The organism is Rhodobacterales bacterium HKCCA1288 (assembly GCA_015693905.1).
In the GTDB taxonomy this organism is placed as follows: domain Bacteria; phylum Pseudomonadota; class Alphaproteobacteria; order Rhodobacterales; family Rhodobacteraceae; genus M30B80.
In genome coordinates this window covers 339,836-356,094 of the sequence record CP065161.1, presented here as the reverse complement: position 1 = coordinate 356,094, position 16,259 = coordinate 339,836, and the positions used below count along the sequence as shown (strand labels likewise).

Sequence of the window (16,259 nt, the reverse complement as noted above, 5' to 3'; positions counted from 1 at the left end):
GAAGGCCTTAATGCGCTTGCGTGATCTAGCTGCGGTCACGCCACTCACTTTCAGCTGTGCTACGTCCCTAAGTGATAAAATTCCGTATACACCGCTTAGAAAAGTTCAGCCTCACCTGCCCGTGGCTCAGGCAGGGCGGCATGAACCACTGGATCGGGCACATCATCGCCCAAGAATTTGATCTGGGCCCGACCCGTATTTGGGAAAAAGCGCAAACGTCTGGCCCGTGTTCCGCCTAAGGATTCAGCCAAACAGGGGATTTCCTCGTTTCGAAGAAATTCAAATGCAGCTAGCCCGTTATTGCGGCCGATATCGGGCAGTGTTTTGATCATTTTTGCACCGCCAAACAGCTTGGCGCGAATATCAGATTTCAACGCCCCTTTTTTCAGCAGGGCATTGAGCAATTGCTCCATCGCGGCGGCCGCAAAGCGGATGTCAGAATGATCGCCCCGCGCATTTGGCAGTAAAAAATGATTGATCCCGCCAATCCCACGCAGCGGATCAAAGAGACAGGCCGCAACACAAGATCCAAGCACAGTGGACATCACCACATCTGCGTCTTTTGAAACGGCAAATTCGCCTTGAACCACATGGATGACGCGCGCGGGCAAGGCGGCATGTCCATCACGCGCAGAGATATTCATGCCTTGACCCTTTCGCCCTGAAGGGTCGCAGCCGTTAGGTCACGAATTTTTGCCGCGATGTCGGATAGCGGCACTTGATGTTGCACGGCGCCGCGTTCAGCCGCCACCCGTGGCATACCATATACGCGGCTTGATTGGGCATCTTGCCCGATTGTGTTGCCGCCTGCACGGCGAATTTCCATCAAACCCGCGGCCCCATCATGGCCCATCCCTGTTAATATCACCCCCGTCACACGCGCCCCATACTCCGCTGCGGAGGTGAAAAGAACATCGACCGATGGCCTGTGGCCATGGACGGGCAGATCCCCTTGCAAACTGATGTAAGGCACGCCGCGCCCGACAAGGCGGGCGTGGTGCTCATTGCCACAAACCACATAGACCGTGCCCGCACGAAGCAACGCCCCCTCTTCCGCGGCACGCACAGACGCGCGGGCGATCCGATCCAATCGCGACACAAGACTATAGGAAAAAGCCCCGCGAATATGCTGCACAATCACAGTTGGGGGGCAGGTTGTGGGATAATCGGCCATAATATGATCAAGCGCCTCAACCCCACCCGTTGACGCACCAATCACCACGATTGCCTGCGGGTCAGGGCGAAAGGTTCCCACATCCTGAGGGCTTGGGCGCGCGGCAAACCGTTGCGCGATGCTCAGCGCATCGGCCTGTGAATTCAGGGGCAAACAAAGCGCGGGCAAATCGCCAAAATCGGATTGGGAGCCATAGATCAAACATTGTGCCCCGATCATTCGGATCATGGCAAAAAACATCTCAAACTCAGGCAAGGCCGCCAATTCCGATGACAGAAGAATAACATCAGGCATGTGATCTTCGGCCAGAACATGGCCATCGCTGAGATCCGCCCCCTGCCCCAACAGACGCGCAGAGGGCACTGTGCCAAGCGCCTCAACCAAGATGTGTCGCCGCGGCGCGCGACTGTCTATAACCAGCAATTTGATATGCGACATCGGCCGAACCCCAACGCCCCTATGGGCCAAAAACCTATGAACGCGACCATAGGCAGCAGCCCTTAACGCAAGATTTAAATTGGCCTTCTCCTCCCCCAGTTCGATTAGCGAAATGATGAAAAATTAGCTCAGTTTGCACGGGCTTTTTCCGCAGCTTGGCAACGCTTCGTTAAATATCCTGCCCTACTCCTGTGCCGTGACGCGGATGCAAGACAGGGATTTAAGAATGGATTTAGAAATACTTGATGAACAGGGCCGGCGGGTGATCGCGCTGCCCGCGCGGGTCGACACACGCGCGGCGACCCAGCTGCGCGATGCATTGCTGCAAAGCCAAACAAACCCCGTCATCATCGAGGCGCATGGCCTGCAATTCTTGGGGGCCGCCGCGCTTGAGGTCGTGCTAATCGCAGGCGAGGCTTGGCGCAAGCAGACCCTGCCCTTTCTTTGGCGCGGCACGGAATGGCCTACACATTTAGCCCTGCTTGGAACCACCCCATCGGCAATTTTCACAGGAGAGGCCGCATGAGCCTGCGTATTCTGGCGATAGACGATTCGCGCACAATGCGCCATTTGATCGGCGCGGCGCTTGAGCCGCATGGCTATGACATGCATTTCGCAGAAGATGGCGTAGCCGGGATGGAGATCCTACCCCAAGCCGACCCGCATTTGGTGATTACAGATATTAATATGCCACGGATGGATGGTTTCGGCGTGATTGAGGCTGTGCGTGCGACTGCGGATTACGCCAGTATCCCGATCCTTGTTCTGACCACGGAAAGCGGGGCCGAACTTAAGGCGCGCGCGCGCGCCTCGGGGGCCACGGGATGGATCGTCAAACCTTTCGATGAAGAAAAGCTGCGCGCCATTATCGGTCGCACGATCGGCGCATAAGGCGCGGCGCGAAGGAGGGTGAAGATGGCCAGTCTTGCCGATTTAAAAGAGCTGTATTTTCAAGAATGTGACGAATTACTCGAAGCCATGGCCGAAGGCCTGCGCGAGATGGAGGCACATTCGGATGGCGGCGAGGCCATTCATTCCGTCTTTCGGGCCGTGCATTCGATTAAAGGGGGCGCTGGTGCATTTGATCTCTCCCAATTGGTGGAATTCGCACACAGGTTTGAGACGCTCTTGGATCATATCCGCGCGGGCCGTTTGGCCCCTGATCCCGATTTGATGGGTCTTTTGCATCGGGCGGGCGACCACCTCAGCGACCATGTGAATGCTGCGAAAGGCGCTATTGATCCAATCCTGGAAAGTGATCCGAAAATTCTTGCTGCCATGGATGCGGCCCTGCCCGCCGATGCAGAGATGGCAGCAGAGGTCATCCCTGACTTTACCCCCCTCACCTTGTCCCTCGATGCCCTCACAGGGCTTGCGCTGCCCGACACAAAAAATCCGCGAGACGCCATAAGTGACAAAAACCCCGCCCTTATTCAGCGGATCATTCGGTTTGCACCGCATGCTAGCCTCTATCGCGCGGGCCATGACCCTGCACTCTTCATGCGCGCCTTGGCCGATTTGGGCCAAATCGATGTCACCCTAACCCATGCTGAGCTACCAAATCTCACGGATGCTGATATCGGATCTGCGGGTCTGTCATGGGACATCACCCTCACCAGCGATGCCAGTGATCAAGAAATCAGCGGGATCTTCGAATTTGTCGAAGATTTGGCCGATATCGCCATCCGCAGAGTTGATGATCAATCCATGGCGACCTCTGAAACAATTCAAGCGCCCCCTGAGCCGACAGACGCATTTCCCCCCAAAAAACTTGCAGAGGGCCAAGATGCGCCCCCCGCCCTCAGTCAGAAACAGCCGCCCCAACCCGCGCAAGGGATGGGCACCGCCAACCAATCGAAAACGGTGGCGACCATTCGTGTCAATCTCGACCGCGTTGATCGGTTGATCAACCTCATTGGCGAATTGGTGATCAAGGAAGCGATGCTTGAACAAACCATTGATATGGCGGGGCTGCCGCAAAATTCGGACATTCACAAAGGGCTTGATGGGGTTAGACAATTAGCGTCTGAAATCCAAGAAAGTGTCATGGCGATCCGTGCGCAGCCCCTGAAATCGGTGTTCGAGCGGATGCATCGCGTGATCCGCGAGGCCAGTGATGCCACGCAAAAACCTGTGCGCCTCGTGACCGAGGGGGAAGAGACAGAGGTTGATAAAACCATCATCGAAAAATTGGTTGATCCGCTCACCCATATGTTACGCAATTCGATTGACCACGGCCTAGAACCAAGCGCGCAGCGCCGCGCTGCGGGCAAGGATGAGGAAGGCGAAATTCGCCTCACCGCCGCACATCGATCAGGTCGGATCGTGATTGAGGTCAGCGATGATGGTGCGGGCATAAACCGCGAAAAAGTCCGCAAAATTGCTGAGAGCAAAAACCTGATCTCACCTGACGCGCAGCTCAGTCAGACCGAGATCGACAACCTTCTGTTCTTACCTGGGTTTTCCTCAAAAGACGAGATTTCCGCTCTCTCTGGTCGTGGGGTTGGCCTAGATGTCGTGCGCCGTGAAATCACCTCGCTTGGCGGGCGGGTCATCATACAATCCACTAATGGGATCGGGACGTCATTTACCATATCTCTCCCGCTCACATTAGCGGTGTTGCAGGGCATGTTGGTCGAGGTCGAAGGCCAGACCGTGGTCATTCCAATCAATGCAATTGTTGAGACGATCCAACCCCATACGGTCAAAATTCACAGCACGGGCACCCATACCCGCGTGGTGCAAAATCGCGGTGACTTGGTGCCCTTGGTCGATGCGGGGCACTCCTTAAACCTGCGCGCGCCGCTGCAAAATATAACGGATCGAATTTTGATCATTGTTGAAACGGATAAGTTCAATCGCGCAGCACTTTTGGTCGACCGCATCCACGATACACGCCAAGTGGTGATCAAAAGTCTCGAAGAAAACTACGGTGAAATTCCTGGCATTTCCGCAGCTACAATCCTTGGAAATGGTAGGATTGCGCTGATCCTTGACCCTGACGAAATTGTCCATGCCGCAGGTGCAGGACCACTTCCCATTGCTTTGGAGGCTTGAACATGCTCGACAATACCCTGCGCACTGCGTCTGACACGCGCCAAGACATGGTCGCCTTTCGGGTCGCTGATCAGGATTTCTGCATTGATATCGGGATGGTGCGCGAAATTCGCAGCTGGTCAGAAACCACATTCTTGCCCCATGCGCAGCCCTATGTGAAAGGGGTGATCAATTTGCGCGGTGCTGTGGTTGCGGTGATTGATCTGGCCGCTCGATTAGGACTGGGGACCACCCAAGAAGACCCGCGCAACGTCATCATTATCGCCCAGGTGGAAAATCAAACCGTGGGTCTTTTGGCGGATCATGTTGCCGATATTCTGCCCGTTCCTCCCGAGGCGATCAAACCCATGCCCGATGTCGCCGCTGAAGAGGCAAAAGCCTTTATAACAGGCTTGGTCACACTTGATGATAACCGATTGCTGCGCAAGCTTGATCTGACGCGCATCCTGCCAGATGCGAAATCCATCGCCAGATGACCCAATCCGATTGTGACCCCACCTTGTCAAGCGTGGCCTTTGAAGGGCTGCGCGACATGCTCTATCGCGAAAGCGGTATTGTCATTTCATCCTCAAAATCGAGCTTGATGGTCTCGCGCCTCAATCGCCGTTTGCGCCATCTGGGCCTGACGGATTTTGATCGCTATTTGCTGGCGTTAGAGCAAGATGAAACGGGCCAAGAGCGCCGCGAATTTGTCGCGGCCATGACCACGAATGTCACCTCGTTTTTTCGCGAAGGGCATCATTTCAAACAGCTTGCCCGCGATATTCTGCCACCTCTGATTGCGCGGGCGAAATCACAAGATGCGCGCCTGCGGATTTGGTCAGCGGGGTGTTCCACTGGCGAAGAGGCCTATTCCATCGCCATCACTCTGCTTGATCTTTTGCCTGATGCGGCCCGATATGACATCAAAATCCTCGCAACGGATATTGACACCTATGCCATCGACAAGGCGCGTGCAGGCCGATATCGCGCGGGGCTGACAAAGGGCCTCAGCGCAGACCAAATATCTCGGTATTTCCAAGAAGAACATCATCAAGGCGAGCCGTGGTTGAATATCCGCGCGGAGCCGCGTCATCTGATTGCCTTTGAACCACTGAACTTACATGGCCCTTGGCCAATGCGCGGCCCGTTCGATGTTATTTTTTGCCGCAATGTCGTGATCTATTTTGATGAAGCCACCCGCACAGAGCTATGGCAACGCTTTGCGAAAATCGTAGCACCTGGGGTTGGCTGTTCACAGGCCATTCAGAACGTCTCGATACGCAGGCGTTAGCGCATTTTAACCTAAACGGCACCACCAGCTATCGCCGTAGCGCAGAGGCACAGGGTGACACCACATACAGCGCCCCCATGGCCCTAAAAATGCAACAAGGAGCCTGAATATGAGCCTAAAGAAGCAACTACATGTCATGGTTGTTGACGATATGTCCGTCAGCCGTGGCTTAATTGATCAGGCGCTTGATTGGATTGGCATTGAAAATGTCGTCTATGAACCTGATGGTCGCAGCGCGCTGCGCCGTTTGCAGGCACAGCCCGTGCATCTTGTGATTTCGGACTACAATATGCCTGAAATGGATGGTTTGACGCTGCTCCAGAATTTGCGCGCCAACCCTGCCACGCAGCGCATTGGTTTTATATTAATCTCAGGCCGCATCGATCAGGCTTTGATCGACCGAGGTCGGGCTTTGGGAATGAATAATTACCTGAAAAAACCCTTTACGCGCGATGCTTTTGCACACTCGATTGAATCTGTTTTTGGCCCCCTGTGAGGCGTTGATCCGCTCGCAGTTTGAAACTTGCCACAATAAGACGGGATCACAATGCCTGACAGCCAGCCGCAGACTGTGCCAGACTGTGCCGAAACAGATCTTGACCTTTGGCACATTGAATTGAACGAATATCAGTTATTGGATGACGGGCCGCATGACATCTCGGACAGCGAAGGCCACGGCGCCCGCCCTTTTGAGATTTGTATGCAACGGCTTTACGCCGAAATTTCTCTATGCGCCGAGATAGCAAGAGATCTCGATCAGGCCATTGGCAGCAGCCCCGAAATGACCAAGCATTTTAGCACAACCCATCTTGCAGCTTTGCAGAAGCTAGATCTGTTGTGCCAACTTTTAGAAGGGGCGCAAATATACAGCCAGGGTCTTTGCGACATTTCCTCTGATCGTGCTGGAGATTTACGGCAGCCGATTGAGGACGGCCAAACCGTTGCAAGGCTTCTCTTGGGCGCACAGCGCAGCCGCATCGCGCAGAATGGGTGAAAAGCGATCCGAGAACGCGATGCAGTAGGACCTTGCCCTGTTTGATCCACATGGGTGAACCGCAATCGCGGGATGTCTATTTTGACACCCCTGCGCCTGAGATCCCCCCGCGGGGCCAAAATTTGCGGGCGAAACCCCAGAAAAAATCTCGCTCGCATGGTCAAGTTCATTTTGGCAAAGGCCGCAGGAGGAAGGTCGCGCGCCCCTTGCGCAACGCCGTGTGTATAGGCGCAACCCAGTATCGAGTATCGGTGCGTGTTGACCTTTTGGCCCCCCAATCATGAACCGATGACGAGAAGAACCGCGGTTTTCTGCGCATCTCGCGGGGAAGCTTGACTTCGGAAGAAAGGTTGAACCTTCGCACTGAATGGGCGCCTATCCTTGCCAACAGGGTCGGCCACAGGCCCTTGGGCATTCGGCAACACCCTCCGCAGGGCGCAACCAAGGCACCAGCGATCGCTATGGAGGGCCCCATGATTTGACCAATTGAACGGCGGAATATTTTGGAGGCCGCGGCCTTGCGCTAAACCAGATATGCCAAACGCACTGCACCCCAATGCCTGCCAAAGATATCAATCGGGGCAGAGACATCTTTCATCATCGCAAATTCCCCATTGCCCATATCACGGCGATAGGCCTGCAAGAGGAAGGGTTGTTGATTTTGCCCCGCATTCAACCCCACGCGATCATTAAAGATCCGCCGATTACGCCCGTGGCGCGCATTCCAATCGGCCTCATTTGGGCGATGCGGATGACTGAATTTCACATTATGGGTTGGGATATACCCATTCCTGTCAATGGCCGCACAAAACACGACCTTGTCTGAAAATTTCAATACGGGCTCTTGCAGTGGCGGCAAAACCTCATCGGTAAAGGCGGTAAAGCGCGTTATATGTTGTTGCGGATCTGTGCCTTCGATCGGCACATAGACCTCGTCAAAGAGGTCGTTTAGCAAAATCTGCCCCGCCTCAACTGCGTCTCTAAACCGCTCGGCCACTTGTCGGGACACCTGCTGCACCGCGCGGATGTAAGCTGTGTCAACTGTGTCAACCCCAAGCCGCGCGGTCAGTGAGATCATCTGCTCTGACGTATCGGTCAGGGCGGTCAATTTATCCGAGGCAGAGGCAAGAGAAACGGACGCCGTTTCAACCGCCTTGGTCATCTGGTCAATTTCGGTCTCTGCATGGTTCAAATCATCCCCGATGGCACGCGCCGCGCCCACAATATCGGTTTGCACCTGATGCACGACTGTCAAAACCTTGGGCAAAACCTCGACATCGGCGCCGACCATATCGGTGCTGTTGCGGATTTGGTCGGCCAATTTCGTAGCCGCCCCCGCCTGCGCGATTGCGGCATTCATCTGCGCGCCAAGCGCATCCATGGTTTTGCTAATTTCCGCAGTGGCATTACCTGCTTGATTTGACAGCTCCTTCACCTCGCCTGCCACCACCTTAAACCCGCGCCCATGTTCCCCAGCACGGGCGGCCTCAATCGCCGCATTCAAAGACAAAAGGTTCGTCTGACGCGCCAATTCAGACACATGGGCCGAAATTTTTGTCACCTCAACCATACTATGAGACACGCGCGACAATTGGGCCGAAATATCATTCGCATGGGCGGTCAGCGCAGACACATCTTGCATCACCTGTTTTAACCTGTGCGATGTTTCGTCCACCCGCGCACGCGCATTGGCCGCCGTATCCAACGCCTCGCCCGCGGCATGAACAACCTGCCGCCCGCGTTCAGCCATGGAATGGACGCCCGTGCGCAATTGTTGAAAGCCTTTGGTCTTGCTTTTATACAGCGCCGTTACATCCTGCACATCGCCAGACACCTCGGCCAATGTGACCGATAAGACCCCAACCCGATCCGCCACATCTTGAATCACGCCGCCCAAATTCGCAGCTTGGCGCGTCTGTTGTTCAACGGGCGAGCCGAATACCGCATCATCACCATTAATAAGGGCTTTCGCATTCAGCGGACGATTCATCGCGCACTCCAAAAACAGCGTGTGTAAGGGGCGTGCAACACAGCCAACCCACGCGCTGTCTGTGGAGCAGAAAGCATAAAATTCGGTAAATCTGCGCGAAGAATATCTAGCGTGTCAGCCCCGTCAGGAACCGCCGAAACAGGGGTTGGCTTGCCGCGCCAAGGGCACGGGCATCTGCGCCAACTGTGCCCTCTTGCACTACGGGTCGCTCTAGGCCTGTGAAATCAAGCCCTGCCAATTCTGCCTCAACCCGCGCCACCAAGGCCGCACGGATGGGACTTGGCATCCAGCCATCAATACGGATCACGGGAAAATCAATCACCGAAATCGCGGCATGGGTCGCATGGGCAATCGCCCGCCCCGCCTGTGCGATCCAGCCATTGCGAATATCATCGGGAATGTCCCACTGCGCATGCGTGCGCCACAGCGTCATCGGGTCGATCCCCCGCGCCTCAAGCGCGCGTTCAAGCAAAACAAGCGAGGCTTGGTCAATCAACTGACGCAATTCGCCTTCGGCATCGGGCACTGGCATCGAGCCAATCGCCCCCGCATTTCCCGTCACCCCTGCATAAAGCCCGCCCTCCATGACCACGCCGCCGCCAATGAAATAGGCGATGTAGAAGGACAGCATCGAAGCGGGCTGACTGCCCGTGCCAAAGGCCAGTTCCGCCGCGCAGGCCGCGGTGGCGTCATTTTGTAGAAAGATTGGAAACGGCAATTCCGCCTGCAATTCGGCCTGAATATCGTGATGGCGCCACGGCTCCATCTGGGCGGGGCTTACGCCGATAATGGGGCCCCAGTCCCACATCTGAAAGGGCATCGCGATCCCCAACCCCTCGATGCGCGATTGCGCTTCTTTGGGAAGCGTCTCCTGCAAGTCAGACGCGGCCCTAAGGGCAAAGCGCAGAACATCCGCATAATCGGGATAAACCTGCAGATTTATTCGCCGCTCTAGAATATTGCCCAAGAAATCGGTCAGCACCATTTCCGAGGAACGCCGCCCAATTTTCAGACCCAAGAAAAAGGCACCATTGGGGTTTAGCGTCATCGGAACGGAGGGCTGCCCCACGCGACCGCGCTGCGGCTCGCCACGCAAAAGAAGCCCGTCTTCCTCAAGCGCGCGCATGATCACCGAAACAGTCTGCGCCGACAGGTCACTCAGCCGCGCGATCTCTGCCTTGGCCAATGCCCCGTGACGGCGGATCAATGTGAGAACCACGCGCTCATTTTGCGCACGCATACCCGTTTGGTTGGTGCCGCGAAACTCGGCCCCGCCCTGTGCTATTGTTTTGTCACTGCCATCTGCCATGACATCCTCCCTGCCAAAAGATGCGCGCGCTGTCACCTCCTGTCAATTAATAAATAAGAGTGATTTATTTATTGACAGGGCTAAATGCATCGCGCATCACATTGGGCATAGGCAGATTCTGCCTCCATTGGATCATTGGGGAGGAAAAAATGACCAAAGGTTTGAAAACAGTGCTGTTGGGGGGTGTTGCAGCCCTCGGTTTTGCAAATGTTGCATCAGCACAGGACATCACCGCATGTCTCATCACAAAAACCGACACAAACCCCTTCTTTGTTAAAATGAAGGAAGGCGCGACCGCTGCCGCCGAAGCGGCAGGGATTAACCTGCAAACTTACGCAGGCGCGATTGATGGCGATGTTGAAAGCCAAGTTGCCGCTGTTGAAACCTGCATCGCGGCAGGCGCACAAGGGATTTTGATCACACCATCTGACAGCCGTGCCTTGGCCCCTGTGATTACACAGGCCCGCGAAGCTGGTGCTTTGGTGATCGCGCTTGATACACCGTTTGAGCCTGCAGATACGGCTGATGCAACCTTTGCCACCGACAACTTCCGCGCAGGCGAATTGATCGGCCAATGGGCCGCTGCTGCGATGGGGGACACCTCGACCGCACGGATCGCTATGCTTGACCTCAACGCGTCCGAGATTTCGGTGGACTATCTGCGCAACCAAGGCTTCCTCACGGGTTTTGGTGTCGATGTAAAAGACCCAACCGATATCGGTGATGAAGATGACCCGCGCATTGTTGGCAATGATGTCACCAACGGCTCGTCCGAAGGTGGCCGCACCGCGATGGAAAGCTTGCTGCAAATCGACAGCGGCGTGAACGTGGTTTACACGATCAACGAACCTGCCGCTGCAGGGGCCTATGAGGCGCTGCGCGCCTTTGGTTTGGAAAGCCAAGCCCTAATCGTTTCGGTCGATGGCGGCTGCCCTGGCGTGCGTGATGTTGCTGCGGGCGTGATCGGCGCGACCTCCATGCAGTTCCCGCTGAAGATGGCCTCATTGGGCATTGACGCGATTGCACAATTCGCAGCCGATGGCACGATGCCACAAAACACAGATGGCCTCGATTTCTTCAACACAGGCGTTCTCTTGGTCACTGACCAGCCTGTAGACGGCATCGAGTCGATCTCTTCCGAAGAAGCGTTGGAGCAGTGCTGGGGCTAAGCTCCTGACCTGATCTATCCCAAAGGGGGTGGCTTGCCGCCCCCCAATCCCAGAGGGCGCGGCGCATCCTACGCACCGCGCCCATCTGACCCGCCCTTCCCCCTTTGGGGACACAGGGGCAAAACTTTGATCCATCGGTTTTGGTTTGACCGCGCGCAGGTTTTTTGACGAAACTTTCGCGGCGCGACCGCCCCAATTGGAAGAGAGCCATGCAAGACCAAGAACGCACCGCACCTGCCCCGAAGGGCCAAGATTACGAGGCTGATCTCGCCAAAAGCGATGATCGCGTGGCGCAGTTTGAGCATCAAAAACGGGGCTTTGCGGCCAAGCTGCAGCATATTTTGCACGGCAACCCCACATTTGTGCCTGTGATCGTGTTGGTTAGCGCCGTTTTGGTGTTTGGCCTAATTGCAGGCGAGCGGTTCTTCACCCCGTTTAACCTGACTTTGATCATGCAGCAGGTTTCCATCATCGGGATCCTTGCCGCAGCGCAAAGCCTTGTGATTTTAACCGCAGGGATTGACCTGTCGGTTGCGGCAATCATGGTCTTGATCAGCGTAATTTCTGGAAAATTGGCGGTGGAATTTGGCGTTCCCGCCCCAATTGCCATCCTCATCGGCTTTGTCGCAGGCACATTTGCAGGCTATCTCAATGGTCTGTTGGTCACAAAGATTAAACTGCCACCCTTCATCACAACGCTTGGCACATGGAATATCTTTTTCGCGTTGAACCTGTGGCTGTCTGGCGCGCAATCTATCCGTGGCGAAGATATCGACAACGCCGCCCCCCTCCTCAAATTCTTTGGTGAGAATATCGAACTGGGCTCAGCGCGGCTGACATATGGCACGGTTCTGATGGTGTTGGTCTTTGCGGGTCTTTGGTATTTGCTGAACAAAACCGCTTGGGGCCGCCATGTCTATATGATCGGTGACGACAAGGACGCGGCCGAATTGGCAGGTATTCGCACCGACCGCACCCTGCGTCAGGTTTACATGCTTGCGGGGTTCATTTGCGCGCTTGCGGCCTGGGCCTCAATCGGGCGAGTTGGGTCCATCTCACCCCAAAGTTTTTATGAGGGCAATTTGCAATCAATCACGGCTGTTGTGATCGGCGGCATCAGCCTCTTTGGGGGGCGTGGTTCTATCATGGGCGCGCTCTTTGGCGCCCTCATCGTGGGCGTATTCCAGTCAGGTCTGCGCCTCGCGGGGGTGGATGTGCTTTGGCAAATTTTCGCAATCGGTTGGCTGATTATCATCGCCGTTGCCGTTGACCAATGGATCAGGAGGGTCTCCGCATGACACAACCCATTCTCAAAGCGCGCGGTTTGGTCAAACGCTATGGCCGTGTCACCGCCCTAGATCATGCTGATTTTGATCTGATGCCCGGTGAAATTCTGGCCGTGATCGGTGACAATGGTGCTGGCAAATCGTCACTGATCAAGGCGATATCAGGGGCGGTCACCCCCGATGAGGGCGAAATCACTCTTGAAGATCGCAAAATCAATTTCACCTCGCCGCTAGAGGCGCGCGAAGCGGGCATTGAATGCGTCTATCAAACCCTCGCGCTGTCGCCCGCACTGTCGATCACGGACAATATGTTCGTGGGCCGCGAATTGCGTAAAAAGGGTATTTTGGGCTCGGTTTTTGGGATGCTTGACCATCGCGCGATGGAGGAATTCGCGCGGCAAAAACTCAGCGAATTGGGTCTGATGACCATCCAAAACATCAATCAGGCGGTTGAAACCCTGTCAGGGGGGCAGCGCCAAGGGGTGGCTGTGGCGCGTGCTGCGGCCTTTGGGTCAAAGGTCATTATCTTGGATGAGCCGACCGCAGCCCTCGGGGTGAAAGAAAGCCGCAAGGTTCTGGATCTTATCCAAGATGTGCGTGCGCGTGGCACGCCTGTGGTTTTGATCAGCCATAACATGCCCCATGTGTTCGAGGTGGCCGACCGCATCCATATCCACCGCTTGGGCAAACGGCTCTGCGTGGTGAACCCGCGTGAAGTCTCTATGTCCGATGCCGTGGCCCTGATGACAGGAGCAATGCAGCCCGATCATGTCGCAGCCGCCTGAAGAGATTGCCCGTCAAATGCGCGATCACATCTTGGGCCTGCCCAAGAAACCGCGCCAGATCATTGCGGTTGCGGGGCCGCCCGCCTCGGGCAAAAGCACCGCTGCGCGCGCGCTTGCCCATGCCCTTGGGCGGGCAGGTAAATCCGCCGCCGTGATCCCAATGGATGGGTTCCACCTTGATAACGCGGTGCTTGCAGCGCGCGGGATTTTGTCGCGCAAAGGCGCGCCGCATAGCTTTGATTTACAGGGCTTTACGCAGCTTTTGGCTCGTATTTCCGAAAATTCCGAGGCTGAGATCGCTTATCCCTTATTTGATCGGGCGCGTGATATCTCGATCGCGGGGGCAGCCACCCTGCCCCGCTCCGTGGAATTTGTCATTGTCGAAGGTAATTATCTGCTTTTGGATCAAGACGGATGGCGTGATTTGCGCAAGTTTTGGGACAGCGCAATTATGTTGATGCCTCCGCGCGCGGAAATTGAGGCGCGGCTGTTGCAGAGATGGATTGATCACGGTCACACCCCCGAAGCGGCCCGCGCAAGGCGCGATGCGAATGACCTGCCAAATGCCGAATTGGTCTTGGCCAATGCCCTGCCGGCAGATTGGGTCATGGCGGAGGCCGCCTAGGCGCAAATGGCGCAAACGCGCCTTTTCGTGACGCGCCCCTTCCTTGACAAGCAGAGCCCGTCACGGCCAGCCTAGGCTGGCACAGTCGCGAACCGCTAAGAGGCATCCTATGGCAGACCCGATCTTGCAGCCGTTTCAGCTGAAACATCTGACCTTGCGCAATCGGGTCATGATCACCAGCCACGAGCCCGCCTATAGCGAGGATGGCCTACCCACCGATGCCTATCGCGCCTATCATGTGGAGCGCGCCCGTGCTGGCATTGCTCTGACCATGACGGCGGGCTCTGCCGTGGTCAGCCGCGACAGCCCACCCGCCTTTGGCAATCTCTTGGCCTATCGGGACGAGATTACCCCGCATATGGCCCGTCTTGCCCGCGAGGTGCATGACGAGGGCGCGGCTGTGATGATCCAACTCACCCATCTGGGGCGGCGCACGCGGTGGGACACAGGCGATTGGCTGCCTGTCCTCTCGCCAAGTGCGCTGCGCGAACCCGCACATCGCGCCTATCCCAAAGTGCTTGAGGATTGGGACATCGCGCGGATCATCAGTGATTACGCCGATGCGGCTGAACGGATGAAGGATGCAGGGCTAGACGGGATCGAATTGGAATCCTACGGCCATTTGATGGATGCGTTTTGGTCGCCCCGCCTCAATCACCTAGACGGGCGATACGGGGCTGAAACGCTTGAGACGCGCATGGCCTTTTCGATGGATGTCCTGCGCGCCATTCGTGCCCGCGTTGGGGATGATTTCATCGTTGGCGTCCGTTTTGTGGCCGATGAAGATATCAAGGGCGGTATTTCTGCCACCGAAGGCCAAGAGATTGCCCGCCGTCTGCGCGACAGCGGGTTGGTCGATTTCCTAAACGTCATTCGGGGCAATATCGACACCGATGCAAGCCTGACCCGCGTGATCCCGTTGCAGGGCATGGCCTCGGCCCCGCATCTGGATTTTGCGGGCGAGTTACGCGCGCAAACGGGCATACCGATCTTTCACGCCGCGCGTATTCCCGATTTATCGACCGCGCGTCATGCCATTGCTGCGGGCAAGTTGGATATGGTGGGGATGACGCGGGCACATATTGCCGACCCGCATATCATGGCAAAACTTCTCGAGGGGCGCGAGGAGGATATTCGCCCCTGCGTGGGGGCAAATTACTGTATCGACCGCATCTATCAGGGCGAAAAAGCGCTGTGTTTGCATAACCCCTCAACGGGGCGGGAATTAAGCCAACCGCATAAGATTGCCCCAACGGACACCCCGACCCGCGTCACCATTATCGGCGCGGGCCCTGCGGGCCTTGAGGCCGCGCGGGTTGCGGCCACGCGCGGGCATCAGGTGCATCTCCTTGAGGCCGCCCCGCAGGCAGGCGGGCAAATTCGCCTCACTGCGCAATCGCCCCGCCGCCGCGAGATGCTGGCGATCACCGAATGGCGGGTTGCACAATGCGAAAAGCTGGGCGTGCGCGTGCAATATAACACCTATGCCGAGGCAGAAGATGTTTTGGCGACTGCGCCCGATGTGGTGATTGTGGCCACAGGCGGCATGGCCCGCGAAGGGGGGTTAGAGACGGGCAGCGACCTCATTTGCAGCGCATGGGATATTTTGTCGGGCGATGTCAAACCCGAAGGCGATATGCTGATCTTTGATGAGGCAGGCGATCACGCGGGGTTGCAGGCCGCGGAATTTGCAGCCCCCCATGCCCGCAGCATTGAGATCGTCACCCGCGACCGCGCCATCGCGCCCGAGGTGATGGGCATGAACCTCACCCCCTATATTCGTGCGCTGCAACACTCAGGCGCGCAGATGACCATCACGTGGTATCTCAGCCATGTAACGCGCACAGGCAATCGCCTGACCGCGCATTTAATCAGTGACTATAGCGACAAAATCGAAACCCGCGAGGTGGATCAGGTCGTGGTCAATCAAGGCACAACGCCGCTTGATGATCTTTATTTTGCGCTCAAACCACAGTCGCGCAATTTGGGCGAGATGGATTACCATGCCTTTCTTGCAGGGCAGTCCCAAAAGATTATCAAAAATCCAGACGGGCAGTTTGACCTCTACCGCATTGGTGATGCAGTCTCACCGCGCAACACCCATGCCGCAATTTATGATGGGTTGCGCCTTGCGCGCAGCCTCTAAGAAAAGAGCCCAA

15 protein-coding genes and 1 pseudogene are annotated in these 16,259 nt (G+C 56.3%); 12 read left to right on the top strand and 4 right to left on the bottom strand.

The window, feature by feature from the left end:
* Nucleotides 1-95: 95 nt before the first annotated feature.
* Both I3V23_01780 and I3V23_01775 read right to left on the bottom strand, forming a co-directional pair.
* Entirely contained in the window at nucleotides 96-644 is a 549-nt protein-coding gene (locus I3V23_01780) for a chemotaxis protein CheD (protein ID QPI85756.1), read from the bottom strand.
* On the bottom strand, nucleotides 641-1,612 hold the full coding sequence (locus tag I3V23_01775; GenBank protein QPI85755.1) for a chemotaxis protein CheB: 972 nt from the start codon (nucleotides 1,610-1,612) through the stop codon (nucleotides 641-643). The genes I3V23_01780 and I3V23_01775 overlap by 4 nt, the downstream gene beginning before the upstream one ends.
* Nucleotides 1,613-1,838: 226 nt before the next feature.
* Between I3V23_01775 and I3V23_01770 the strand changes: the two genes are divergently transcribed.
* From I3V23_01770 to I3V23_01740, 7 genes and pseudogenes are all read left to right on the top strand, one after another.
* A complete protein-coding gene (locus tag I3V23_01770; protein ID QPI85754.1) occupies nucleotides 1,839-2,138 on the top strand; it encodes a hypothetical protein in 300 nt (99 codons plus the stop codon).
* Nucleotides 2,135-2,503: a response regulator gene (locus I3V23_01765; protein QPI85753.1), complete on the top strand. Its 369-nt coding sequence runs from the start codon at nucleotides 2,135-2,137 to the stop codon at nucleotides 2,501-2,503. Before I3V23_01770 ends, I3V23_01765 begins: the two co-directional genes overlap by 4 nt.
* A 24-nt stretch (nucleotides 2,504-2,527) precedes the next feature.
* Complete coding sequence (locus I3V23_01760) at nucleotides 2,528-4,669, top strand: chemotaxis protein CheA (GenBank protein ID QPI85752.1); 2,142 nt, start codon at nucleotides 2,528-2,530, stop codon at nucleotides 4,667-4,669.
* 47 nt (nucleotides 4,670-4,716) lie between these two features.
* A complete protein-coding gene (locus tag I3V23_01755) occupies nucleotides 4,717-5,145 on the top strand; it encodes a chemotaxis protein CheW (protein QPI86635.1) in 429 nt (142 codons plus the stop codon).
* Nucleotides 5,142-6,049: pseudogene (locus I3V23_01750) on the top strand (protein-glutamate O-methyltransferase CheR). The gene I3V23_01755 and the pseudogene I3V23_01750 overlap by 4 nt, the downstream one beginning before the upstream one ends.
* A gap of 2 nt (nucleotides 6,050-6,051) precedes the next feature.
* Complete coding sequence (locus I3V23_01745; GenBank protein QPI85751.1) at nucleotides 6,052-6,438, top strand: response regulator; 387 nt, start codon at nucleotides 6,052-6,054, stop codon at nucleotides 6,436-6,438.
* 51 nt (nucleotides 6,439-6,489) lie between these two features.
* On the top strand, nucleotides 6,490-6,936 hold the full coding sequence (locus I3V23_01740; protein QPI85750.1) for a hypothetical protein: 447 nt from the start codon (nucleotides 6,490-6,492) through the stop codon (nucleotides 6,934-6,936).
* Nucleotides 6,937-7,459: 523 nt separating this feature from the next.
* Here the strand turns inward: I3V23_01740 and I3V23_01735 are convergent.
* Nucleotides 7,460-8,926, bottom strand: a complete 1,467-nt coding sequence (locus I3V23_01735; GenBank protein ID QPI85749.1) for a methyl-accepting chemotaxis protein — start codon at nucleotides 8,924-8,926, stop codon at nucleotides 7,460-7,462.
* A 106-nt stretch (nucleotides 8,927-9,032) separates the two neighbouring features.
* Nucleotides 9,033-10,235: an ROK family transcriptional regulator gene (locus I3V23_01730; GenBank protein ID QPI85748.1), complete on the bottom strand. Its 1,203-nt coding sequence runs from the start codon at nucleotides 10,233-10,235 to the stop codon at nucleotides 9,033-9,035.
* A 149-nt stretch (nucleotides 10,236-10,384) separates the two neighbouring features.
* On the opposite strand from I3V23_01730, the gene I3V23_01725 reads away from it, so the two are divergent.
* The 5 genes from I3V23_01725 (at nucleotide 10,385) to I3V23_01705 (ending at nucleotide 16,246) form a co-directional block, all read left to right on the top strand.
* Nucleotides 10,385-11,404: a substrate-binding domain-containing protein gene (locus tag I3V23_01725; protein ID QPI85747.1), complete on the top strand. Its 1,020-nt coding sequence runs from the start codon at nucleotides 10,385-10,387 to the stop codon at nucleotides 11,402-11,404.
* 209 nt (nucleotides 11,405-11,613) lie between these two features.
* Complete coding sequence (locus I3V23_01720) at nucleotides 11,614-12,702, top strand: ABC transporter permease (GenBank protein QPI85746.1); 1,089 nt, start codon at nucleotides 11,614-11,616, stop codon at nucleotides 12,700-12,702.
* Nucleotides 12,678-13,475, top strand: a complete 798-nt coding sequence (locus I3V23_01715; GenBank protein ID QPI85745.1) for a sugar ABC transporter ATP-binding protein — start codon at nucleotides 12,678-12,680, stop codon at nucleotides 13,473-13,475. The genes I3V23_01720 and I3V23_01715 overlap by 25 nt, the downstream gene beginning before the upstream one ends.
* Nucleotides 13,476-13,491: 16 nt before the next feature.
* The gene (locus I3V23_01710; protein QPI86634.1) at nucleotides 13,492-14,100 is read left to right on the top strand and encodes a nucleoside/nucleotide kinase family protein; all 609 of its coding nucleotides are present in this window, start codon (nucleotides 13,492-13,494) and stop codon (nucleotides 14,098-14,100) included.
* A gap of 109 nt (nucleotides 14,101-14,209) precedes the next feature.
* Nucleotides 14,210-16,246, top strand: a complete 2,037-nt coding sequence (locus I3V23_01705; protein ID QPI85744.1) for an NADH:flavin oxidoreductase — start codon at nucleotides 14,210-14,212, stop codon at nucleotides 16,244-16,246.
* Nucleotides 16,247-16,259 lie beyond the last annotated feature (13 nt).

Bases quoted from the DNA above. Each gene is read 5' to 3' on its own strand.
- I3V23_01755 (QPI86635.1), top strand. From the start codon at position 4,717: ATGGTCGCCTTTCGGGTCGCTGATCAGGATTTCTGCATTGATATCGGG.
- I3V23_01760 (QPI85752.1), top strand. From the start codon at position 2,528: ATGGCCAGTCTTGCCGATTTAAAAGAGCTGTATTTTCAAGAATGTGAC.
- I3V23_01770 (QPI85754.1), top strand. From the start codon at position 1,839: ATGGATTTAGAAATACTTGATGAACAGGGCCGGCGGGTGATCGCGCTG.
- I3V23_01710 (QPI86634.1), top strand. From the start codon at position 13,492: ATGCGCGATCACATCTTGGGCCTGCCCAAGAAACCGCGCCAGATCATT.
- I3V23_01715 (QPI85745.1), top strand. From the start codon at position 12,678: ATGGATCAGGAGGGTCTCCGCATGACACAACCCATTCTCAAAGCGCGC.
- I3V23_01720 (QPI85746.1), top strand. From the start codon at position 11,614: ATGCAAGACCAAGAACGCACCGCACCTGCCCCGAAGGGCCAAGATTAC.
- I3V23_01765 (QPI85753.1), top strand. From the start codon at position 2,135: ATGAGCCTGCGTATTCTGGCGATAGACGATTCGCGCACAATGCGCCAT.
- I3V23_01775 (QPI85755.1), bottom strand. From the start codon at position 1,612: ATGTCGCATATCAAATTGCTGGTTATAGACAGTCGCGCGCCGCGGCGA.
- I3V23_01740 (QPI85750.1), top strand. From the start codon at position 6,490: ATGCCTGACAGCCAGCCGCAGACTGTGCCAGACTGTGCCGAAACAGAT.
- I3V23_01745 (QPI85751.1), top strand. From the start codon at position 6,052: ATGAGCCTAAAGAAGCAACTACATGTCATGGTTGTTGACGATATGTCC.
- I3V23_01705 (QPI85744.1), top strand. From the start codon at position 14,210: ATGGCAGACCCGATCTTGCAGCCGTTTCAGCTGAAACATCTGACCTTG.
- I3V23_01725 (QPI85747.1), top strand. From the start codon at position 10,385: ATGACCAAAGGTTTGAAAACAGTGCTGTTGGGGGGTGTTGCAGCCCTC.
- I3V23_01780 (QPI85756.1), bottom strand. From the start codon at position 644: ATGAATATCTCTGCGCGTGATGGACATGCCGCCTTGCCCGCGCGCGTC.
- I3V23_01735 (QPI85749.1), bottom strand. From the start codon at position 8,926: ATGAATCGTCCGCTGAATGCGAAAGCCCTTATTAATGGTGATGATGCG.
- I3V23_01730 (QPI85748.1), bottom strand. From the start codon at position 10,235: ATGGCAGATGGCAGTGACAAAACAATAGCACAGGGCGGGGCCGAGTTT.